Below are 18,041 nucleotides of genomic sequence, written 5' to 3'. Positions count from 1 at the left end.
CCCTTATGGGCCTATGTCGATGTTCATGCCGCCCGCATAGCGCGGAGGCGTTTTAAGTGTTCTGCTGTTTCAAGTTCAGCTCGTATCTGTGCCGCCTCGTGTGGGTCGAGGTACTCGAAATCGTTATTAAATCTGTCAATTGAAGCGGTGTTGATCCTGCCCTGTCGCCAATAGCGGACTATTTCTGATGTGACTGAGTGAATTATTACCGGCCACCCGGCATTGTCAGCGTATATCTGACCCCGTTGAATTAGCTGGAACATCACAACCCTCGCTGTTTATTCCTCGCCTCAACTTCTTCTAGGCAACTGACACACATCGTGCATCCCGGATACGCTTTCCGGCGAGCCTCCAGTAACTTGTCCCCGCATTCCTCACAGTGCGTTGCTGATACTGCTGAGTGGTTGAGTCTGTGCATGCTCAGTGCTGCATCACGCTGTAAATCTTCAAGCGTTGATGCGTTATCGATAATGTCAGCCATAGTCAGTGCTCCATGAACTGTCGGTTAATTCGGTTGAAGGTGAACGCTAGAAAATAAAAAGGCCGCATTAGCGACCTTGTGATTCGTTTGGTTAGTGTCATGCAGCCTCCCGTCGAGCGAGAAGTTTCGCTCCGAAAGTCATTAATTCGTCCCGCTCCACAGTTGCGAAGTGGCAGTGTGTACGCGGGTACGGATGCCAGATGATGAGCATCGACCCTTTGTTGTTGCCGCTTACCGGTTTACCGGTGGCCGGGTTGATAAATGCCAGACGCCCGGCGGTGATGAAACGCACCTCGCTGGCTGTCTCGATAGCCTTACGGAACCAGCCAACAGATGTGTCTGCCGGCACCAGCATCACCGTGCCGACCTGATTGGCGATCTCCGCTGCTGCTTTCTTCACGAATGGTGTGATATCGCTGTATGGTGGGTTAAGCCAGACGTAGCCAGGAACATTCAGGTAATCAGCCCACAGTGTTTCCAGCGTGTTCTGATCGGCGGTGATGAACTTTCGGCATAGCGCGTTATGAGGCGCTGCTGCTGCGTCCAGTTGAAAGCAAAATTCATCATTAAGTGAAGCGAATAGGGCTGGCGGCGTGCGCCAGAGGTCGCGCTGGTCTGGCGGGGTTTTACTTCCGCCATAATCTCCACTCAACTTCTCGGCTGGCAGCGCCGCGGCGATACGCTCACCGATCCATCGCATTACCGGAACCGCCATACTATTTCCGATCGCCTTGTAACGCGGCGCGTCATCAGCAAGTTTTTCCCCGTACTGGATCAGCGTGTGCCCATCTGGGAATCCCTGAAGCCTTTCATATTCGAGAGGGGTAAGGGTTCTTACGCGATTATCGGCCATAACAACAAGCTCTCGACGGTCCTTATAATCTCTAGCCGAAAGCGTGCTACTTACTCCGTCATCGATGTATGAATCTGTTCTTCTGAAGCGATAGAGAGTGCAGTTATCAACTGTGCTGGAGCGTCTCTCGACCCCAACATTATTCGCCTCAGTCGACCCGCTGCCGACGTCTTGCTCAAAAAGTATTTCTGCGGGATCAAATCCTTTTCGAGCACTTGCGACAACGAACACACGGCGGCGTTGTTGGGCCACTCCAAAAAATTGAGCATCAAGAACGCGCCAGGCAATAACCCTTTCTGGTCCAGACACACAACCTGCGTGCGTCCATTTTCCCCCTGCTGGCTGCAACTCACTGCTTTCTCCGGCAAGTCCTGCCAGAAAGCACCCGAAGGCATTATCTTTGCTGCTGAGCACGCCGGGGACGTTTTCCCAGACGATAATTGCTTCTGTCTCACCGCGTTCGCGGCGCTTTGCGTCGATTGCATTGGCTAATTCCACGTATGAGAGGGTTAACTGGCCGCGGTCATCAGACAGGCCTTCACGTAAGCCGGCGATGCTGAATGCCTGGCAAGGCGTACCGCCGACCAGAACATCAGGCGCCTCGACATCACCAGCGCGCACCGCATCGGCGATTTTTGTCATGTCGCCGAGGTTTGATACTTCCGGCCAGTGCTGGGCAAGAACAGCGGAGGGGAAGGGTTCAATTTCAGAGAACCAGGCAGGTTTCCAGCCGATAGGCTCCCATGCTTTGCTGGCAGCTTCGATGCCGCTGCACACGCTTCCGTATCTCATGATGCACGCTCCGGATCGTTAACATCCCATCCATTCCGCTCAATATTCACAGACAGCCGCTTATCTCCTACCTCTTTGATACTCCGACCGGTAATCTCTGCTACTTCTGCGTTGGTGTAGCGCATGAGCGCTGATAGTTCTTCTATGCTCCAGGCTTTCATCAGTCGCTCCTTACTTGTCCATAACGACCGCGATACTTACGCATACGGTCATCAACGTAATCAGGCTCTACAGGTCCAACTACCACCCATCCCGGCCTGAATGACGCTTCTAAGTTGGCGTACCAGACTTCCTTTTCGTGCAACTCAAGAAGCCTGTCTTCCATGGTCGGCTTCTGGAAATCGTCATTAGCGATAGCTGCAAAGCAACGAGCCAGCACTTCTTCACGCGTGCCGGATCGCTTTGGTGGGCGCAGATATCCCGCCCCGGTGAGAGGTGCCGACATTTGATTCTCCTGATTAAATGGCGTGGATAGCGTGACGAGGGAAGGGAAGAGTTACCGGTGCAAATGGAATATCGTCATCAAAGTCCATCGGCGGTTCGCTGGCTTGCGGCGCAGCTGCGCGTTGTTGTTGCTGTCGCTGCGGCTGTGACGACGATTGCTGGCTCTGCTGCTGTCCATTGCGCGGAGGAAGGTCTATATCTCGCACCAGAATTGTTGGTGTCTGAGCTGCTGATCCATCCTGACGAGTCCACTCTTCAATGACGAACTCTCCTGACACAGTGACCTTTGCGCCTTTAACTACTGCCACAGATAACTTCTCAGCCATCGCGCCAAACATTTTGCAGTTCAGCCATGATGTCTTTTCGTTCTCACCAAATCCGGTTTTTGCCGGGATAGAGAATGATGCAATGTGCTTCCCGTTTGGTGTGACGCGGAGCACCGCGTCTTTACCAACGTTGCCGGAAACGATGATGGTGTTAATTGCCATTTATGCCGCCTGTTTTAGTTCTCTGATTCGAATTCCGGTTACGTCTTTGCATTTAGCCTGGTGGTCAGGCCATCCGTTAAGGCGTTGCCATGTTGATGCGTATTGTTCCTGCAGTTTCTTGCTGTCGTTCTCAGCGCCAGCGTACTGCGTAAATTCAGCCAGAATCTGGTCTGCATCAGCCGGTTTTAAGTGGTGAACCTCTGCATCGGCATCAATCGCGGTTTCTTCGGTAGGGATGCAGAACGCCTGAAATGCAGCGTATTTGTAGGCGATCGACATAGCTTTGTTAGTCGCCTTATCACCGCTGTCCATTGCTTCGCCGTAGGTGGTGACCGTGTGGATGCTGCCATCCTCGGTGCTGACGAAATCGAAGTCTCCGCGAACTGTGATGTAGAACAGTGCGCCACCGCTTTTACTGGTTCGCTCTACGCTGGTTCGTTCGGTGTAGCGGGGTAGAATCAGAAGTTTGTGCTTCACAAGTTCCGGTGCCAACGCGTTGTAGATATCGTCGATTCCGCGAAACGCGTAGTTAACCTGGCTGCCTTGTTTTTTCTCCTTCCGGATTCCCTGCTCAGCAAGGGCGGAGGCAACTCCACTGATTGCGGCGTAAACCTTCTTCTCGGTCATGTGAAATCTCCTGCAAATTCTGCCCAACTGATCACCGGATTCTGTAGCTCAGCAGCCAGGTTAACTGGCTCGTCGTCTTCTGCTTCCACGTCGCCAATCACATCAGACATCAGCCGGATGAAAGCATCATCGTCCCATCGCTCTGCAACTCTCATGCCGCTTGCTCCTGATGTGTGATTACATAACCCTGTTCAGCAAGCCATTCGAGAACTACAGCGCCGTCTAACTGCGGGAGGACTTCTCGTGTGTCTACTGTCCCATCAAGCGTCACACCATCAAGCTCCAAGACCTGATTGCGTTGGCTGTCCAGATATCCATGAGCGTGGTCATATTTGAGTTTCAGCTTCATATGCACCTCAGTAGTTAATTTGTGTTCTCGGTACCAGGCCATCCATCAGCGCTTTCAGGACTTCGATAGCCTGTTCGCGTGAGATGCTGGTATTAGCTGTGAGTGCGTTTACGATTTCAGTACCAACGGCCTTGCGGTGCTTAACATCTGCTTCACGTTTTGCCTTCTCGTCAGAGATGCGCTTCTCTTCCGCAAGACGGGCTGCTTCTTTCGCCTCAGCTTCACGCTTGATGCGATCAGCTTCTTCCTGAGCTTTGCGCTGTTCCGCTTCAATGGCTGCTTTCTTATCTGCTTCAGCTTTCTCTGCGGCGTCTTTAGCTTCCTGCTCTGCGCGTTCTTGTGCTTGCTTAGCCAGTAATTCAGCCTGTGCTCTTGCTGCAATCGCATCCTCTTCGCGTTTCTTCGCTGCTGCCAGTTCAGCCGCTGCTTTCTCTTCGGCTTCGCGCTTGGCCTGTTCTGCCGCCTGACGCTTTAACTCTTCTTCATGAGCAATGCGCTGGCGTTCTTCTTCCGCTTTCTTCTCTGCCAGTTCACGGTCAAATGCGTCGTTCATCAGCAAAGCAATTTCATGGTCTGACTCTAGCTGCTTACGGTCTTCCTCTGCTTTAATCTTGGCGGCTTCCTCTGCCTTAATTCGCTCCTGTTCTGCCTCCCACTCTGTTAGTGGGCGGCGTACCTCATCTTTCAGCGCGTCCAGACGTTCACGCACAATGCGGCGGCTTTCGTCGATCTGCTTTGGTAGCGCCTTCAGTTCAGCAACAAGGTCTTTACCGGCGTTGTCGATGTATGTTTTTGAACGCGCAACCTTGTGCGCCATGGATGCGATAGCATCACGGCCTTTCTTGGTGGATACATCCGGTACCAGGCTGCGAGCTTCTTTCTCGATTTTTTCAATGATGGGATCGAGTTGCTCGTTATTGGTGAATACAGCCATTGCACTCGATTTTTCGATAACGACTAAATCCGTTACTTCACTCATGGTCTCTCCTGAAATTTGGTTGTGCGCTTCCCGTCTGCGATAGCCGGACGAGTAGGGGGAATGTGGGAGGTTTGTTATTCGGTTGGTGGCTCTGGAAGAGGTTGCCAATGACTTACTTTTTCTACGCGCAAAGGTTTCCATTTCCCATAAGAAAACACATGTAATCTGTCTCCAATAATGAACCCGAAATCATAATCACCATCATTAAGAAGCAACACCATCACTCCATTAGGAGGCATCTTGTCACTACACTTAATCCAGCCCATAATCATTTCCTGTGCCACGGAAAACCAATTGCCGCCTTCATATCGTTGTAGGCCGACATCCACATCAAGCCATCACCTATGAATCTGGCGATTAGCGCTTTGTTCTGCGCTGCACGAAGCATGTTGTGATTAATCATGATTTACCATCCACCTGCTGCAATAACCCGGCAATGTGCATCTGCCAGCGGTTCATTGTGATTTTCTCGCGAGGTTTATCGACTGATGAGAGTTGCCACTCGTTGTCGTTGAGTTTTGATGCGTGGTACTGCTTGCCGTTGTGTGTGACTGTCATGATTCCTCCCGGGCGCGGAGCATTGCGTCTGCCATTTTGTATGCTTTGTTAGCCCACTTCCTGTAACTTTCTTCTGTTTCTTTACTCCCAACATAATCAGCAGGAGTTGTTAATTGACATATTGCCTTTGCCGCGAAGTAGTCACGCAGCGTCATGCCTCTGTATTGTGCAAAATCCATCACTGGCTCTGGAAACGCTGATCCGCCATTTTGTTGTTCACTCATAATCATCTCCGCGCTTAAGCCGCGCCGCTGAGCTAAAGACCTCTGCATGCAATTTTCATCGATACAGAAATTTAAGCGGTGGATAGCCGCCATTCATAACTAAGCGTCCTCTGAGAAGCCGCTGAGGTATGAAAAAAGCCGCTTGTTAGGCGGCTTTGATTGCTAATTCTTTAATCCCACCATGATCTTCAATTAGCTGCTCTACGACATCGCGAGGAACATATGGGTAAACAGTGTCTAATGGGTTATCTTCATCCTCTGCATACTCGAGAATTGACTTGTCTATTTCACTAGGGAATCCAAGCTCGAAACTGTCGTATCTAGCCACATCCTCAATATCCTTGCGTGGGTGGCAATAAGCTCCATTGTTAGCCTGAATGCTTATGCTGTACCCATCAGCACATACAACTCGGCGGTTAAAAAAACGGAACCCTTCCCATTTTCTTCCTTCGTTCATCCAGTCATTGAAAGTTTTCATCGCCTTACCCTCTGTTTGTATCGTGAGCTAATAAAAAGGCCGCCTAACTGGCAGCCCTTAATTGTTGGTTGCCGGGATATTTATCCACGCCCGGCTCGTGGTTTCTCGTGTACCCCTACAGCGAGAAATCGGATAAACTCTAATTACCCCTACAGAGAGCAAAGAGAGCCCCACCGATGAACAACTCATGGTGGCAGGAATTAATGCGTTTCTTCCTGCAAGGAATGACACTTAAACAGTTGATTCATATGCTCATCATCCTGATTTTCTTGATTGTCGTTATGCCGGTCAGCGCGAAAGAATGGATAAACCTGCATAATCCAGAAATCCTCCCTCAGTACTGGATGTATTACATCCTGCTGTTCTGCGTTAGCTATGTGCTAAACGGCATAGCCAATTCTGTTTATTTCTCTGTGACTGAACGAATTAAGGAATCAGATGCCAGACAGGAAAAGGAGCGTGAAAAGAAAGCAATGGCGGACTTGTTTGACTCGCTGACACTCGCAGAAAGGGCTTATCTTTCTTTCGCTGTAGCTGCCAATAATCAGCTGAAGACAGAGAAGGGAAGCTCAGAATCAATTTCCTTGCTTAAAAAAGGGCTTCTCATTCGCTTGCCTCCTGCTGTTGGTTACCCTGGAACAGACAGGTTCATTATCCCGGAAATCTATTTTAATGAGTGCTATCTTAGATTTGCAGGTAAGTCGACCGTTCTTATGGATGAGCTTATTGAGCACGATAAACGTGTTAAAAATTCCACGGTTTAGCTGACAGCTCATTGGCCAGCTTGCGAGCCTCTGACTTGTTTGCGACTTCGTACTTCTCTTCTGTCTGCCGACCATCAACGCCGATGACCAGGAACTTTTGAGAGCGGCTTGCGTAGTAGTGTGCTGTTTTCATAATCTTCCCCTGTTGAAATATTTTGTGGTGCGGTGCCGGGTTGCTTATCTTCCCGGTTACTGTCTGGCAGTTGCATTTCACCGCACTACAAAACATTCCGTTTGCATCCAATTGCCGTTCATCCTGAACCCGCCTGGTGCCCGACGCATGGTTTACTGTCGCGCCGTTCGACTGACCGAAACGCTGTGTTGTTTCGATGGGATAAAGATAACCTTAGTTATGAGTAATGGCAATAACCTAATTTATATTTATCATCACATAAGTTATATGTGCATGATAACTAAGTTAATTTATTTTTGTAAAGAATCGGGGGTGGCGGGATTTAGGTAATAAAAAACCCGCCGAAGCGGGTTTGGTTATGAGGGGAAGGCTGTTACATCACCAGATAGTAGATGTCCAGAACATGCGTCCGAGTATTTCTACATCTTCAATGTCGGCCTCTTCATCTGGGTACTCATCAGAGTTGAAGCTGCGTATCACGATGCGTGTAGGGCTGACGCGGTAAATTGATTTTAGTCTCTTCCATCCGTCCTGGCTGATTGCATAAACCTTTCCATCCACGATCTTCTTATCGTTTGTGTTTATGGCAACCGTCGTTCCTTCTGGGATCATCGGCTCCATGCTGTTTCCGGATGCCGGGAAGCAAAGCACGCTGTCTTTTTGTGCTCCAACTTTACGTAGCGTGGATTTTGCAAATCGTAATTTAAAGCCGTTGTAATCTTCTTCAATGCAAGAACCGTTACCGCAAGCCAGCTCAATATCTTTCAGATATGGCACTTCGACCTCGTCATCAGGAAGATCTGTTTTGCTATCCCAAGCATCAATACTTCCCCATTCACTCTCTGGAGGAATGGAGGAGTCACCGCGGCTTTCGTAGCGCATCTCACCTACACCAGAACTTAACCACTCAGGGCGAACATTTAGGGCATGAGCAAGCTCAACCATTTTACGGCTGCCGTTAGTTTTTCCTGAAGTCATCTTCTGAATGGCAGGTTGAGAGATACCCACCTTTTCTGCCAACTGACCCTGGGATATGCCAGCGGCGCTCATTGCCGCATTCAGTCTTTCTGCAAATGTTTTCATGTCACCAAATATATAACCGAGGTTATGCAGAGTAAAATAACAAAGGTTATGGACATTGCTCATAACTTGAGTTATCTTTTCATTAATCCAGTAATCGGATAGGAAAAATCCATGAACTTAGTTATTCAACGAGCTTTGAAAATCGTTGGCAGCCAAAAGCGACTTGCAGATGTCTGCGGTGTCAGCCAGCCAGCGGTGCACAAATGGCTGAATGGCGGTTCTGTCTCACCAGAGAAGGTGAATGCAATCGTCAATGCCACAGGTGGCGAGATTAAGGCGCATGAAATCAGACCTGATCTCCCAGAGTTGTTCCCTCATCCGGCGTCATAAACCGCCTGATGTACCGCCAGTAATAACCGAACGGCCCGGTATATGGTCGGGTGCCCGGCGTGGTCATGGATGACTGTCAATGGTGCACGATAAACAAAACAACTAACCAATTAACTATTTCAACACCAAGGAATTTAACAAATGGATGACTTAACAACACGCAACAAAACCAGTGCTCGCAATATTGAGAGTTGGATCTTAGACCGCATCGCCATTCTTGGCACAACCCGTGTAGCTGAGCACATGGGCGTAAACAAATCATCGGTATCTCAGTGGAAGCAACACTACATACCGCGCATGGCAGCACTACTCGAATTCATCGGTTACTCGATTACTGACGACGACATTTCACGTGTGGTTGTGGGATTGGCTGACTTGCTGGAAGAGAGAATGTGCGGAAAGAAAAAGCGTCCGGCTGCCACCGAACGCTCTGATCAGATAACCATGAAATTCTAGCCGAATAACTGGATCAATTCACAGGAGTAATTATGCCTAAGAAAACTCGTTTTTACCAGGCGTCAGTACATAAAAATATTGCTCGTGACCGGTTCATCAAATCCTGTAACCCGGCTGTCGGTACAAAGCTGAGAGCCATCCTGGAAGAATTCAAACGTAAGGAGAACGGTCATGAGTAGCCTAGCAACAGTTACACCAATCAGGCCGATTCTGGCGGCCGTGGAGCGTCAGGTGGCAGATCTCGATGATGGCTACACGCGAACCGCTAATGCACTGATGGAGGCCGTCATGCTGTCAGGCCTCACTCAACACCAGTTGCTGATTGTGATCGCTGTGTGGCGCAAGACATACGGATACAACAAGAAGATGGACTGGATCGGCAATGAGCAATTCGCCGCTCTGACCGGGATGGCACCAACTAAATGCTCTACTGCAAAAAACGAACTTGTCAGGATGGGAGTTCTTACTCAGACAGGTCGTCAGGTTGGAATGAACAAGAACATATCCGAGTGGAAAACAAAGGTTAACGGAATCGGTAAAACATTTACCGAATCAGTAAAGAAAACCTTCACCAAAACGGTAAATAGTGATTTACCGAATCAGGTAAACACAAAAGACAATATCCAAAAGACAGAAAGAAAAGATCCCCCTAAATCCCCCGATGGGGAAAACATGCTAGCTCAGGAAGTGATGGATTACTTCAACGAGCTGACCAAAAGCCGCTGCTCAAAACTGGCGCCATTTGAAAAAGTTCTCTCCACCGTGAAAAGCAAAGGTGAGTGCTACACAGCTGAAGAGCTGAAGCTGGTTATCAGATGGGCTCATGTGAACTGGAAGCACAGCATCAAGCCGGAGAACGTTTGCCGCATGACACGCTTCGATGGCTACCTGTCAGACGCTTTGCTTTGGGCTGATGAGCAAGGCAGCAACCCGGCGGCATGCCCCCACAACGAAATAATCTCTCTCTGGAATGACAAATTCCCGGCTAAAGCGGTTTCACAGCATGAGTGGAACCGGCGCCGACCTGCCTACCGAGATCTTGAGGCGGTATGGAATGGCAAGACGAGCCAGGGTAACTGGCGAGAGCTGAAACATATGAGCAGGGCATTCGACCTGATAGGAAAGTCATCGCTGTTCACCAACAAGCAGGGTGAATCCTGGCTGACTCTGGACTGGATACTCAATCCTAAGAACTGGGGCTCAGTCTACGAGCAAGCCATCAACGAACACCGCCAGCGCAAGGGAGTTACTGCATGAGCCGTTTTATAGATCTCTACGCAGAGAAGTCAGTCATCGGTGGAATCATGCTGGCAGCCAGCAAGCCGGAAGGTGCTGACGCAGCTACAGATGCCATCGAGGGAATGGGTGAGGAACATTTCACCGTAAGACCTCACAAGCTGATTCTTGGCGCCTACAAGAGACTTAACGAAGCAGGAACACCAATTGACCTGCTGACGCTTACCGATGAGCTTGAGCGCACTGGTAATCTGGCAGAAGCCGGAGGATTTGCCTACCTGGCTGAATGCAGCAAAGACACGCCGTCATACGCCAATCTGTCGGCCTACTGCGAGAAGCTTCGTGAATTAGCTACCGGGCGCCGGATGGCGTTAATCCTCCAGGCCAGCCTACAGAAACTATCAGAGCCAACATCTGACTCACTGAGCGACATCATCGGCGCCATTCAGGCCGACGTATCAGGGATTGAATGCCATGACGAAAGCGGAACAGAGCACATCACCACCGGAATTGACATGTCCCTGGAGACCATCCAGTCGATCATCAGCGGTGATATCTGGAAGCACAAAACAGAGCTTGGAATGGCAACCATCGACAATGCGTTCGGCGGGTTCAACAACACGGATTTCATCGTGGTAGGTGGGCGTCCTGGAATGGGTAAAACCATGTTCAGCACCACAGTAACCGAGACTGTAGGTCTGAAAAACAAAAAGCCGGTCCTGTTCTTCAGTCTGGAAATGCCAGTAGATCAGATATCCGAGCGTGTCGCTTTTCACCGGGCCCGAGTGAGCAAAGAGGATTTGCTCAGCAAGCAGAGCGGCGTGATGGATGGCGCATGGGGGAAGGTTGGTCACTGCATGAAAGACTTTATCGACTCACCAATTTACATCAACGACAAAAGCTCTCTCAGCGTCCATCAGGTACGCGCAGAGGCACGTCGCATGCACAAGAAACTTGGTGGTCTCGGTGTGGTTATCGTCGATTACCTCCAGAAGATGCGCATGTCAGATCCGGAGAACATGAACCGCAGCGTTGGCGAGATAGCTACCGGCCTAAAGAACCTGGCTAAAGAGTTGCGATGCCCGGTAATCGCTTTGGCGCAGCTCAACCGAAATCTTGAGCAGAGAGCTAACAAGCGTCCGGTTGCGGCAGACCTACGAGAATCCGGCGTAATTGAGCAGGAGGCAGACGTAATTTTCATGGTGTACCGGGATGAGAAATACAACCAGAACACCGAACTGAAAGGAATCACGGAAATTATCTGCGTCAAATCTCGCCACGCTCCCGGCGCCGAAAAAACCTATCACTTCAGCAGTCGCTATTCCGGTCTGGATCCGGTGGCGTTTACGCATAACGAACAACAGGAAATCGACAATGACTATGAGTGCTAATGACGAAGGATTGAATACTCGCGAGGTAATCGAAAAGCATTATCCGGAATTTCCTGAAACCATCCTCCACGCTGAACTATGCCGGGCATGTGCTCGCTTAGACGGTAGAAGCATCAAGCAGTCACTCAAGGCCTTTGCTCTGGCACGTATCGAGAAGGTTGAGAGCAAGCCACTTAAAGGCGCACTGGAGCAGATGGCATCCAGCATGTTTCCAGAGACAGAGATAGCCCGTATCCGCGCCTGTGTAGGTCGCATGGAGTCGGCACTGGTTAAGACATTCGGAGTGAAGCGAGCATGACATGCATTCGAATACCTAACGGAATTATCTGCACGTATCCAACCTACCGTTTGCGCCTTGAAGACGGAACCTGCGTTTTCATGTCATGGCATGACTACTGCGGACCAGAGTTTTATCGAGACAAAAATGAGCGTCGTTGGATTGATGAATGGTGGGAAAACCCACTCATTGTAAAAGCACTCGATTGGTTTACTGGCAGAGGAAATCGAGCATGACTGAACCTTACATAGCAGAGCTATCTGCAAGCGTGGGCGTGATAGTCGGCCTTTTTTATGCTCGGAGGAAATGGTAATGGCTTTTGTATCAGTGGTGACCGGTGGAAGAGGCCGAAAACGCGATGAGGCCGGAATCTCAATTAAATACTCACAGTCTGGCTCTGTTCAGTGTTACGTAGGAGTCGATATTAGGGATAAGCAACGATTCATTTACGTAGAACTTGATGAGGATTCTAGAAAAATCAGATTGATGCCAACCAATAACGAGAGAGGGGCAAAAATGTCCGGCACAAGTGGTGGCACGTTCTCATTATCCAAAAAATTCGGCGAAATGATCATCCCTTCCGGAGAGAAAAAGGCATTTATTCGCTTAGAGAAAAATGGTGATGGTTGGTGGTATGGCGAATTAATAGCAAAAAACATCGATTAACAGGCTCGCATCGCGGGCCTTTTTTATGAGGGTAGGATAATGACTAGTAGAGAAAAATTTGAAGCTTGGATGACGGATGAGCAGTGGTTCCACGGTAGCGATTTCGAATGGGATGAGCGCCGGAATTGCTATGCAAAATTTGGTATTCACCTGGCATACAAAGCATTTCTGGCAGCAGAAGGTGCAGCAGAGCAAAGACTCACAGACCTTGCAGTACAGCTTGCTAACGCCGAGAGCAAGTGCAGGGAGCTGGCGGCGGAATTAAGCGCTGTGGACAAAATTCACAACGAGGCGGTATTCATCACCGATGACCATTACGAACAATGTCCGCCAGAAGTGCAGAAGATGATTCGCTCACTGGCTGTGTTGCAGATACCTGCTTGCGACGCTTTCCTGGCTGAAGTGCGGGCGCAGGGTGTGGAGATGTTTGCGCTCCAGCAGAGCCATATTGCAGTAGAGCAGGAGCAAGACGGGGATTATGAGTTTTCTCGTCATTGCAGTATTTCGGCAACTGAAGCCCGTGAGTTTGCCGAGGAGCTGCGTGAGGGTAAATGTTGTGAGGTGCAATCGTGATTACCGGAACAGCGAATTATGACGATGTCCCTGAAGCTATGTGCGGCATCTGCGGTGGTTTTTACAAGGCAGACGAACCTGAAGATCATGAATGCAAGGGGCCTGAAATTGAATGTGACATCTGTGGACATATAAGCACAGAACATGAAGGACGGCACTATTGCTGCGAGGACAACAGTAATGAATAAAGGCTCAATGACAACTAACCACCCAGCGCACGGTCCTGTATCACTCGATCGCCTGCTCCAGATACGCGAAATACTCAGCAAAGCCTCAGCACAAAGCGACGGCGGTAATCTCGGCTACGCAATGGCTGATGCTGTAAAGGTGATTGATGGGGCGATAGAGGCTTTTGGAGTTGAGCCTGTGCTTTATGCCGCTGAGGAAACTCTGGCTTATGCCAAGATGGGTGAGCTTCACCTTAAGTGCCTGTCTCAGCCAATGGGAGATGCAGTAATTCCGCTCTACACCTCCCAGCCAGCGCATGAATTTCCTGATACCTTGCCATGCCCTGTACACCTGGAGCCGGGTCTTAAATTCGGAAAAGGCGTACGTACTCAACTCCTGCTGGATGCATTACGCCGCCGTGCTGACTATTACGCTGAACTGGAAGCTATGACGTCGGAACAGCGAACAGAGCATGACTCATGGATTGCAGGGTTTAAAGCCATGCTGGGCAGTGAACATGGTAAATCTGATGATGAAATCGGCTCATGGAATAACCATGTGAATACACCTACTGCTCAGGCTGGCAACTCTCCGGTAGCTCCGGGTTGCTCATGTCGCACATGTAGACCTATAACTTTCACTGATAGTCGCTTCGCTGTCTGTCCTGAATGCGGAAATAAGCGCTGCCCACACGCCAATGACCACAGGAATACATGCACCGGAAGCAATGAGCCAGGTCATGAAGGTAGCGCGTACCCAGCAGCACCACAGCAGGAGGTGAAGTGATGACAGCAGAATATCTTGATATGTCTAATTATCATTTCAATAAAGAAATCCCGCTAGAAGTAGTGACCTTGTTTGAATGGGAGGCAAGGTATCTTGAAAGTATGCTTTGCCCAGAAATGGCTGAAAGAAAAACAGAATTAGCAAATTCATTCCGCCAACTTCTCATGAGAGGAGAAGTCGATGGATAAAGTGTCAGCGTCACCAAAACTGGAGGTGAAGTGATGACCACTGAGCAGCAAGAAAAATGGTTGAACGAGAAATGCAAAGAGATGCGCACAGATAGACAACCTGACCTCCATGAAGAGTGGCGGCGTAAGCAAGATGAATTCTATCGCGAGATAAATGGTGATAGAAGGCCAGTTGATTTATGGAGGTTATTTTTTACTGAAAGTATGGGGATTAAGTGATGCCGCCGGTTAAAGTCGTAATCATCACTCTAGTTATTATAGTTGTTGCCAGATTAATGACCGGAGAGACGGGAACAATTTGGTAATAGCTAACGCAACGTCAAGCAACATTACCCACTCTCAAAATTAGTGTTATAATTATGTCGCAGTCGGATTGAGCACCCGGCTGTGACCTCTGCATCTGATTGGGAAATTAGATGCGAAACACAAAGAGTACTTCAAACCACCTGTCACAGATGCAGAAATGCACCTGCGATTTTCTGCATTCTGCGTTACCTATCGGAGGTGGCGTATGAATATCCCAGAGCAGGGTATCAAGCTGCATGCTGGCAACTTCTCCGCTATCGGTCAGCACCTGCAGCCATATCTCAATGACGGTAAATGCTATCGCCTCCAGTTAAAACCATGGAGAGAGAAGCGTAGTCTGTCACAGAATTCACTTCTTCATTTGTGGCTGGGAGAAATCAGCGAATACCTGATTAAATCCGGCCGCACTGACGCTACCCCTGAATGGGTCAAGCGCAACCTAAAAAAGACATACCTCGGCTGCGAGGAAGTAACCTACACCGATTTCATCACTGGTGCCAAAGAAACCACCTGGGAACCTCGCCACACGTCTCAACTCGATACCGGAGAGATGCACATCTTCCTGTGCAAAGTCGAGGCGTGGTGCGCTCAGTTTGGCCTGGCGCTAACTATCCCAAGTAACTGCGAATTTCAGCAACTCCGCGAACAACAAGACCAGTAAGGAAAGCATATGGCACTCAAAAGAGACAAATACGACACCATTTTTTCTGAGCTGGTTCGCGAACGCGCTAACTGGTGCTGTGAAAGTTGTGGTCGTGATTTCAGCAACAACCGAGCATCACTCCATTGCTCACATATCAACGGACGCCGCCACACAGCTACACGCTGGCATCCGCTGAACGCACTGGCCCATTGCGTAGGTTGTCATCGGCGATTAGGTGAAGAGCCGATCCAGTTCGCTCGTCACGCTGAATACGAATATGGCGTGATGACCATTGAGCAGGTATCCCGCGCCGCGCTGCACCCGATGAAGATTAAGCCGTGGCAGAAGGAAGAACTGTATCAGCACTACAAGCAGGAGTTAGTGCGACTCAAGCAATTGCGAATTACTGGCGTGTTAGGGCGCATTGAGTTCACTGCGCCTGACTGGTATCAGCAGAACATCACCTTGCGCATGGGGGGGGCAGCATGACCCGCACCGATATCGAAAATTATCAGAAAGCATCGGTACTGCGTGCCGACCCTGAATGCTCATGGATGAAGTTGGCTTCTGTACCGCGCCGTTCATATCTCGGGAAATATCGTCGCCTAACTCCATCGCAAAGTCGCTGGGTTCGTTCACTGCTCGGCATGTGGGGTCGTGAGTTTGGTGGAAGCGGAACTGAACATCTTACTGACGGCGCAGGGATGTGGTCGATGATTCTGACCGGATGGACTGGAGAGCAACAGGAGAGGATCGCCACCGTGTTGGCAGGACTCCGAAAGATGGGATACTCAGGTGACCAACTTATAGCCCAAGCAAAAGCAATTATCTGGCCTAAGAAATCACTGTCTGAGTTGATGGGTAAAGCTGCAGATGAGGAGGAGGCCGAATTCATGGAACGGATCATCCTCAAATCCATCTCAAAAAACAGCATCGTCTACGAAATCGGGAAGGACTATTACACATGGCGTAAGACCATTAACGACATGGCCCGTTGGATGCAGTATCACCACGCACCTTTTTTGACTGAAAAGCAGTGCATCGATCGCGTTCGTTGGTGCATCGAGTTGTTCAATTCTGCTGTCTTCTTCACGTTAATTGCAGAACTTGGTATCGAAAATAAAGAAAATTGCAAAAAAGACTTGAAAACAAGTTTTGAAGATGCATAATTACTGTATGCTCGGACGTCGAAGGCGAAAGAGCGAGGTGGTGAGGCAAAAGAGGCGGCTCTCACCACTGAACCGCCTAGTTGGTATCTTCGACGCATCGTCTGGTACTCCAACCATCGCAAGCTGAGAGGTTTGCAAGAGTCTACGCAGTACTGGTTGCGAGAGTGAACATCGAAGCCCTGAGTTAATAGCTCGGGGCTTTTTGCATTTAGGCAGATTCACCAGGTGGTGGCTAGTGCGCTTCAAAAAAGAAAACCCAGCACATGGCTGGGCTTCGTGAAGATGGGCGGCAAGAGACTGCGCTAACAGCCTCCTGCCTGATTTGCTCATGCCTTTAGTCACGAACAAACCACGTTACTGAGAACGTATCCTGGATTTGTTCAATCGACCATCATCCCTATTCCTAATTTGAACAGATCCCCATCCTCTTGGGGGTAGAGTATGTACCGTATGGACAAAATCAGAGAATGGTTCAGTTACTGGGTTGGAGGGCTTACTGCAATGAGCGGAGTTCTCTCCCTAAATGACTGGGCTCTAATCGTGGGTATTCTTTGTACTGTCGGCACATTCGGAATCAACTGGTACTACAAGCGCAAAGAGCGCGAGGACAGATTGAATGGGAATGTCACCGGCGCTCAGAAATAGCATTATCGCAGCACTAGGGACAGGTGCTGTTAGCATCGCCACTGTGATGGTATCTGGAAAGACGGGGCTGGAAGGTCGAGAACATTACCCTTACAAAGATGTAGTGGGGATTGTAACCGTCTGCGATGGACACACAGGAAGTGATATTGTCTGGGGTAAATATTACTCAGACAAAGAATGTGATGCGTTGACACGAAAAGATATGACGCGCATCGCCGCTCAGGTTGATCCGCATATCAAAGTGCATACCACCGAAACTCAGCGAGCAGCAATATACAGCTTTGCTTACAACGTCGGCGCTACCGCAACCATCAACTCCACTCTGCTGAAGAAACTCAACGCTAAAGATTACGACGGAGCATGCTCTGAGCTAAAGCAATGGGTATATGCAGGTGGAAAGAAGTGGAAAGGCCTGATGAACCGGCGAGACGTTGAGTATGAGGTTTGCACCTGGAGTCAGAAATGAGCAAGTTAACCGCAATCATCATTGCCATAGTCGTCTGCATCATCGTGTCGCTTGCCTGGTCTGTTAATCACTACCGCGATAACGCCACCGAATACAAGAAGCAGCGCGATGAGAAAACACAGGCGCTGAATCTGGCTCACGCCACCATCACCGACATGACAACCCGGCAACGTGATGTTGCTGCTCTGGATGCCAAATACACGAAGGAGTTGGCAGATGCTAAAGCTGAAAATGATGCTCTTCAGCGCAAGCTTGATAATGGTGGTCGGGTGCTCGTCAAAGGAAAGTGTCCAGTGCCAGCCACAACCGAAGCCTCCAGCGCCTCCGGCGTGGGCAATGATGCCGCCGTCGAACTCTCTCCAGTTGCTGGACGAAACGTTCTCGGTATCCGATCCGGAATCGTCAGCGACCAAACATCGCTGAGAACTCTGCAGGACTACATCAACACGCAGTGCCTGAGGTAAGCGATGAGAAAGCGAGAGCGTGAA

35 protein-coding genes and 1 pseudogene are annotated in these 18,041 nt (G+C 49.6%); 18 read left to right on the top strand and 18 right to left on the bottom strand.

The window, feature by feature from the left end:
• Positions 1-23 precede the first annotated feature (23 nt).
• The 16 genes and pseudogenes from E1B03_RS15625 to E1B03_RS15570 all read right to left on the bottom strand — a co-directional run bounded on the left by E1B03_RS15625 (position 24) and on the right by E1B03_RS15570 (position 6,273).
• Positions 24-263 (bottom strand): DUF4222 domain-containing protein, encoded by a 240-nt coding sequence (locus E1B03_RS15625; protein ID WP_133086543.1) that lies wholly within the window; start codon positions 261-263, stop codon positions 24-26.
• Entirely contained in the window at positions 263-481 is a 219-nt protein-coding gene (locus E1B03_RS15620) for a TraR/DksA family transcriptional regulator (RefSeq protein WP_133086542.1), read from the bottom strand. Before E1B03_RS15620 ends, E1B03_RS15625 begins: the two co-directional genes overlap by 1 nt.
• Before the next feature lie 97 nt (positions 482-578).
• Positions 579-1,133: a phage N-6-adenine-methyltransferase gene (locus E1B03_RS26625; RefSeq protein WP_425456661.1), complete on the bottom strand. Its 555-nt coding sequence runs from the start codon at positions 1,131-1,133 to the stop codon at positions 579-581.
• 12 nt (positions 1,134-1,145) lie between these two features.
• Positions 1,146-2,126: pseudogene (locus E1B03_RS26620) on the bottom strand (DNA cytosine methyltransferase); the annotation flags it as partial.
• Positions 2,123-2,287, bottom strand: a complete 165-nt coding sequence (locus tag E1B03_RS26260; protein ID WP_165955299.1) for a hypothetical protein — start codon at positions 2,285-2,287, stop codon at positions 2,123-2,125. The pseudogene E1B03_RS26620 and the gene E1B03_RS26260, both read right to left, overlap by 4 nt.
• Positions 2,287-2,571, bottom strand: coding sequence for a hypothetical protein (locus E1B03_RS15610; RefSeq protein WP_133085953.1), 285 nt, complete (start codon positions 2,569-2,571; stop codon positions 2,287-2,289). Before E1B03_RS15610 ends, E1B03_RS26260 begins: the two co-directional genes overlap by 1 nt.
• Positions 2,572-2,584: 13 nt before the next feature.
• Entirely contained in the window at positions 2,585-3,058 is a 474-nt protein-coding gene (locus E1B03_RS15605; protein ID WP_133085954.1) for a single-stranded DNA-binding protein, read from the bottom strand.
• Positions 3,059-3,685 (bottom strand): ERF family protein, encoded by a 627-nt coding sequence (locus E1B03_RS15600; protein ID WP_133085955.1) that lies wholly within the window; start codon positions 3,683-3,685, stop codon positions 3,059-3,061. It lies immediately after the preceding gene.
• Positions 3,682-3,840, bottom strand: a complete 159-nt coding sequence (locus tag E1B03_RS26255) for a hypothetical protein (RefSeq protein WP_165955300.1) — start codon at positions 3,838-3,840, stop codon at positions 3,682-3,684. The genes E1B03_RS15600 and E1B03_RS26255 overlap by 4 nt, the downstream gene beginning before the upstream one ends.
• Positions 3,837-4,034: a hypothetical protein gene (locus E1B03_RS15595; protein WP_133085956.1), complete on the bottom strand. Its 198-nt coding sequence runs from the start codon at positions 4,032-4,034 to the stop codon at positions 3,837-3,839. Before E1B03_RS15595 ends, E1B03_RS26255 begins: the two co-directional genes overlap by 4 nt.
• Before the next feature lie 7 nt (positions 4,035-4,041).
• Positions 4,042-5,013, bottom strand: a complete 972-nt coding sequence (locus tag E1B03_RS15590) for a coiled-coil domain-containing protein (protein WP_133085957.1) — start codon at positions 5,011-5,013, stop codon at positions 4,042-4,044.
• 74 nt (positions 5,014-5,087) lie between these two features.
• On the bottom strand, positions 5,088-5,279 hold the full coding sequence (locus E1B03_RS15585; protein ID WP_165955301.1) for a DUF551 domain-containing protein: 192 nt from the start codon (positions 5,277-5,279) through the stop codon (positions 5,088-5,090).
• 2 nt (positions 5,280-5,281) lie between these two features.
• Positions 5,282-5,401: a host cell division inhibitory peptide Kil gene (gene kil, locus E1B03_RS26815; RefSeq protein WP_057101712.1), complete on the bottom strand. Its 120-nt coding sequence runs from the start codon at positions 5,399-5,401 to the stop codon at positions 5,282-5,284.
• Positions 5,402-5,412: 11 nt separating this feature from the next.
• On the bottom strand, positions 5,413-5,571 hold the full coding sequence (locus E1B03_RS26250; RefSeq protein WP_165955302.1) for a hypothetical protein: 159 nt from the start codon (positions 5,569-5,571) through the stop codon (positions 5,413-5,415).
• Entirely contained in the window at positions 5,568-5,795 is a 228-nt protein-coding gene (locus E1B03_RS15575) for a hypothetical protein (protein ID WP_133086540.1), read from the bottom strand. Before E1B03_RS15575 ends, E1B03_RS26250 begins: the two co-directional genes overlap by 4 nt.
• A 145-nt stretch (positions 5,796-5,940) precedes the next feature.
• Positions 5,941-6,273, bottom strand: coding sequence for a hypothetical protein (locus tag E1B03_RS15570; protein WP_133086539.1), 333 nt, complete (start codon positions 6,271-6,273; stop codon positions 5,941-5,943).
• A gap of 176 nt (positions 6,274-6,449) precedes the next feature.
• Between E1B03_RS15570 and E1B03_RS15565 the strand changes: the two genes are divergently transcribed.
• Positions 6,450-7,037, top strand: coding sequence for a super-infection exclusion protein B (locus E1B03_RS15565; protein ID WP_133086538.1), 588 nt, complete (start codon positions 6,450-6,452; stop codon positions 7,035-7,037).
• On the opposite strand, the gene E1B03_RS26245 is transcribed toward E1B03_RS15565, so the two are convergent.
• Both E1B03_RS26245 and E1B03_RS15560 read right to left on the bottom strand, forming a co-directional pair.
• Positions 7,018-7,170 carry a hypothetical protein gene (locus tag E1B03_RS26245; protein WP_165955325.1) on the bottom strand — a complete coding sequence of 51 codons (153 nt, stop codon included), beginning with the start codon at positions 7,168-7,170 and terminating at the stop codon, positions 7,018-7,020. The genes E1B03_RS15565 and E1B03_RS26245 overlap by 20 nt on opposite strands.
• A 378-nt stretch (positions 7,171-7,548) precedes the next feature.
• Complete coding sequence (locus E1B03_RS15560; RefSeq protein WP_133087235.1) at positions 7,549-8,253, bottom strand: XRE family transcriptional regulator; 705 nt, start codon at positions 8,251-8,253, stop codon at positions 7,549-7,551.
• 111 nt (positions 8,254-8,364) lie between these two features.
• On the opposite strand from E1B03_RS15560, the gene E1B03_RS15555 reads away from it, so the two are divergent.
• The 17 genes from E1B03_RS15555 to E1B03_RS15465 all read left to right on the top strand — a co-directional run bounded on the left by E1B03_RS15555 (position 8,365) and on the right by E1B03_RS15465 (position 18,017).
• Positions 8,365-8,583, top strand: a complete 219-nt coding sequence (locus tag E1B03_RS15555) for a transcriptional regulator (RefSeq protein WP_133086537.1) — start codon at positions 8,365-8,367, stop codon at positions 8,581-8,583.
• A gap of 141 nt (positions 8,584-8,724) precedes the next feature.
• On the top strand, positions 8,725-9,039 hold the full coding sequence (locus E1B03_RS15550; RefSeq protein WP_071701277.1) for a CII family transcriptional regulator: 315 nt from the start codon (positions 8,725-8,727) through the stop codon (positions 9,037-9,039).
• A gap of 32 nt (positions 9,040-9,071) precedes the next feature.
• Positions 9,072-9,218 (top strand): DUF2740 family protein, encoded by a 147-nt coding sequence (locus tag E1B03_RS15545; protein ID WP_133085964.1) that lies wholly within the window; start codon positions 9,072-9,074, stop codon positions 9,216-9,218.
• Positions 9,211-10,296, top strand: a complete 1,086-nt coding sequence (locus tag E1B03_RS15540; protein WP_133085965.1) for a replication protein — start codon at positions 9,211-9,213, stop codon at positions 10,294-10,296. The genes E1B03_RS15545 and E1B03_RS15540 overlap by 8 nt, the downstream gene beginning before the upstream one ends.
• On the top strand, positions 10,293-11,666 hold the full coding sequence (locus tag E1B03_RS15535; protein ID WP_133085966.1) for a replicative DNA helicase: 1,374 nt from the start codon (positions 10,293-10,295) through the stop codon (positions 11,664-11,666). The genes E1B03_RS15540 and E1B03_RS15535 overlap by 4 nt, the downstream gene beginning before the upstream one ends.
• Positions 11,650-11,964: a hypothetical protein gene (locus E1B03_RS15530; RefSeq protein WP_133085967.1), complete on the top strand. Its 315-nt coding sequence runs from the start codon at positions 11,650-11,652 to the stop codon at positions 11,962-11,964. The genes E1B03_RS15535 and E1B03_RS15530 overlap by 17 nt, the downstream gene beginning before the upstream one ends.
• A 291-nt stretch (positions 11,965-12,255) precedes the next feature.
• The gene (locus tag E1B03_RS15520) at positions 12,256-12,609 is read left to right on the top strand and encodes a hypothetical protein (protein ID WP_133085968.1); all 354 of its coding nucleotides are present in this window, start codon (positions 12,256-12,258) and stop codon (positions 12,607-12,609) included.
• Between the two features lie 39 nt (positions 12,610-12,648).
• On the top strand, positions 12,649-13,182 hold the full coding sequence (locus E1B03_RS26520; protein ID WP_246044115.1) for a hypothetical protein: 534 nt from the start codon (positions 12,649-12,651) through the stop codon (positions 13,180-13,182).
• 195 nt (positions 13,183-13,377) lie between these two features.
• Positions 13,378-14,136, top strand: coding sequence for a hypothetical protein (locus E1B03_RS26315; RefSeq protein ID WP_246044165.1), 759 nt, complete (start codon positions 13,378-13,380; stop codon positions 14,134-14,136).
• Positions 14,133-14,324: a hypothetical protein gene (locus tag E1B03_RS15500; RefSeq protein ID WP_133086536.1), complete on the top strand. Its 192-nt coding sequence runs from the start codon at positions 14,133-14,135 to the stop codon at positions 14,322-14,324. Before E1B03_RS26315 ends, E1B03_RS15500 begins: the two co-directional genes overlap by 4 nt.
• A gap of 33 nt (positions 14,325-14,357) precedes the next feature.
• The gene (locus tag E1B03_RS15495) at positions 14,358-14,543 is read left to right on the top strand and encodes a hypothetical protein (RefSeq protein WP_133086535.1); all 186 of its coding nucleotides are present in this window, start codon (positions 14,358-14,360) and stop codon (positions 14,541-14,543) included.
• 292 nt (positions 14,544-14,835) lie between these two features.
• Positions 14,836-15,291 carry a YbcN family protein gene (locus E1B03_RS15490; protein WP_133086534.1) on the top strand — a complete coding sequence of 152 codons (456 nt, stop codon included), beginning with the start codon at positions 14,836-14,838 and terminating at the stop codon, positions 15,289-15,291.
• A gap of 9 nt (positions 15,292-15,300) precedes the next feature.
• On the top strand, positions 15,301-15,762 hold the full coding sequence (locus E1B03_RS15485; RefSeq protein WP_133086533.1) for a hypothetical protein: 462 nt from the start codon (positions 15,301-15,303) through the stop codon (positions 15,760-15,762).
• Positions 15,759-16,442, top strand: coding sequence for a DUF1133 family protein (locus E1B03_RS15480; RefSeq protein WP_133086532.1), 684 nt, complete (start codon positions 15,759-15,761; stop codon positions 16,440-16,442). Before E1B03_RS15485 ends, E1B03_RS15480 begins: the two co-directional genes overlap by 4 nt.
• Positions 16,443-16,892: 450 nt before the next feature.
• Positions 16,893-17,087: a phage holin family protein gene (locus tag E1B03_RS15475; RefSeq protein WP_484035221.1), complete on the top strand. Its 195-nt coding sequence runs from the start codon at positions 16,893-16,895 to the stop codon at positions 17,085-17,087.
• Positions 17,059-17,553, top strand: coding sequence for a lysozyme (locus E1B03_RS15470; protein WP_133086530.1), 495 nt, complete (start codon positions 17,059-17,061; stop codon positions 17,551-17,553). Before E1B03_RS15475 ends, E1B03_RS15470 begins: the two co-directional genes overlap by 29 nt.
• On the top strand, positions 17,550-18,017 hold the full coding sequence (locus E1B03_RS15465) for a lysis protein (RefSeq protein ID WP_133086529.1): 468 nt from the start codon (positions 17,550-17,552) through the stop codon (positions 18,015-18,017). The genes E1B03_RS15470 and E1B03_RS15465 overlap by 4 nt, the downstream gene beginning before the upstream one ends.
• Positions 18,018-18,041: the final 24 nt, after the last annotated feature.

This window comes from Citrobacter arsenatis (assembly GCF_004353845.1).
In the GTDB taxonomy this organism is placed as follows: domain Bacteria; phylum Pseudomonadota; class Gammaproteobacteria; order Enterobacterales; family Enterobacteriaceae; genus Citrobacter; species Citrobacter arsenatis.
Note: the sequence above shows the minus strand (reverse complement) of the source record. Positions and strands in the feature narration are given on the sequence as shown.

Coding starts and splice junctions, on each gene's coding strand:
- E1B03_RS15495 (WP_133086535.1), top strand. CDS start 14,358: ATGACCACTGAGCAGCAAGAAAAATGGTTGAACGAGAAATGCAAAGAG.
- E1B03_RS15520 (WP_133085968.1), top strand. CDS start 12,256: ATGGCTTTTGTATCAGTGGTGACCGGTGGAAGAGGCCGAAAACGCGAT.
- E1B03_RS15475 (WP_484035221.1), top strand. CDS start 16,893: ATGGACAAAATCAGAGAATGGTTCAGTTACTGGGTTGGAGGGCTTACT.
- kil (WP_057101712.1), bottom strand. CDS start 5,401: ATGCTTCGTGCAGCGCAGAACAAAGCGCTAATCGCCAGATTCATAGGT.
- E1B03_RS26315 (WP_246044165.1), top strand. CDS start 13,378: ATGACAACTAACCACCCAGCGCACGGTCCTGTATCACTCGATCGCCTG.
- E1B03_RS15535 (WP_133085966.1), top strand. CDS start 10,293: ATGAGCCGTTTTATAGATCTCTACGCAGAGAAGTCAGTCATCGGTGGA.
- E1B03_RS15565 (WP_133086538.1), top strand. CDS start 6,450: ATGAACAACTCATGGTGGCAGGAATTAATGCGTTTCTTCCTGCAAGGA.
- E1B03_RS15480 (WP_133086532.1), top strand. CDS start 15,759: ATGACCCGCACCGATATCGAAAATTATCAGAAAGCATCGGTACTGCGT.
- E1B03_RS15600 (WP_133085955.1), bottom strand. CDS start 3,685: ATGACCGAGAAGAAGGTTTACGCCGCAATCAGTGGAGTTGCCTCCGCC.
- E1B03_RS26255 (WP_165955300.1), bottom strand. CDS start 3,840: ATGAGAGTTGCAGAGCGATGGGACGATGATGCTTTCATCCGGCTGATG.
- E1B03_RS26245 (WP_165955325.1), bottom strand. CDS start 7,170: ATGAAAACAGCACACTACTACGCAAGCCGCTCTCAAAAGTTCCTGGTC.
- E1B03_RS15590 (WP_133085957.1), bottom strand. CDS start 5,013: ATGAGTGAAGTAACGGATTTAGTCGTTATCGAAAAATCGAGTGCAATG.
- E1B03_RS15470 (WP_133086530.1), top strand. CDS start 17,059: ATGGGAATGTCACCGGCGCTCAGAAATAGCATTATCGCAGCACTAGGG.
- E1B03_RS15570 (WP_133086539.1), bottom strand. CDS start 6,273: ATGAAAACTTTCAATGACTGGATGAACGAAGGAAGAAAATGGGAAGGG.
- E1B03_RS15610 (WP_133085953.1), bottom strand. CDS start 2,571: ATGTCGGCACCTCTCACCGGGGCGGGATATCTGCGCCCACCAAAGCGA.
- E1B03_RS15625 (WP_133086543.1), bottom strand. CDS start 263: ATGTTCCAGCTAATTCAACGGGGTCAGATATACGCTGACAATGCCGGG.
- E1B03_RS15540 (WP_133085965.1), top strand. CDS start 9,211: ATGAGTAGCCTAGCAACAGTTACACCAATCAGGCCGATTCTGGCGGCC.
- E1B03_RS26260 (WP_165955299.1), bottom strand. CDS start 2,287: ATGAAAGCCTGGAGCATAGAAGAACTATCAGCGCTCATGCGCTACACC.
- E1B03_RS26520 (WP_246044115.1), top strand. CDS start 12,649: ATGACTAGTAGAGAAAAATTTGAAGCTTGGATGACGGATGAGCAGTGG.
- E1B03_RS15465 (WP_133086529.1), top strand. CDS start 17,550: ATGAGCAAGTTAACCGCAATCATCATTGCCATAGTCGTCTGCATCATC.
- E1B03_RS15530 (WP_133085967.1), top strand. CDS start 11,650: ATGACTATGAGTGCTAATGACGAAGGATTGAATACTCGCGAGGTAATC.
- E1B03_RS15585 (WP_165955301.1), bottom strand. CDS start 5,279: ATGGGCTGGATTAAGTGTAGTGACAAGATGCCTCCTAATGGAGTGATG.
- E1B03_RS15485 (WP_133086533.1), top strand. CDS start 15,301: ATGGCACTCAAAAGAGACAAATACGACACCATTTTTTCTGAGCTGGTT.
- E1B03_RS15620 (WP_133086542.1), bottom strand. CDS start 481: ATGGCTGACATTATCGATAACGCATCAACGCTTGAAGATTTACAGCGT.
- E1B03_RS15490 (WP_133086534.1), top strand. CDS start 14,836: ATGAATATCCCAGAGCAGGGTATCAAGCTGCATGCTGGCAACTTCTCC.
- E1B03_RS15605 (WP_133085954.1), bottom strand. CDS start 3,058: ATGGCAATTAACACCATCATCGTTTCCGGCAACGTTGGTAAAGACGCG.
- E1B03_RS15595 (WP_133085956.1), bottom strand. CDS start 4,034: ATGAAGCTGAAACTCAAATATGACCACGCTCATGGATATCTGGACAGC.
- E1B03_RS15545 (WP_133085964.1), top strand. CDS start 9,072: ATGCCTAAGAAAACTCGTTTTTACCAGGCGTCAGTACATAAAAATATT.
- E1B03_RS15560 (WP_133087235.1), bottom strand. CDS start 8,253: ATGAAAACATTTGCAGAAAGACTGAATGCGGCAATGAGCGCCGCTGGC.
- E1B03_RS26250 (WP_165955302.1), bottom strand. CDS start 5,571: ATGACAGTCACACACAACGGCAAGCAGTACCACGCATCAAAACTCAAC.
- E1B03_RS15555 (WP_133086537.1), top strand. CDS start 8,365: ATGAACTTAGTTATTCAACGAGCTTTGAAAATCGTTGGCAGCCAAAAG.
- E1B03_RS15575 (WP_133086540.1), bottom strand. CDS start 5,795: ATGAGTGAACAACAAAATGGCGGATCAGCGTTTCCAGAGCCAGTGATG.
- E1B03_RS15550 (WP_071701277.1), top strand. CDS start 8,725: ATGGATGACTTAACAACACGCAACAAAACCAGTGCTCGCAATATTGAG.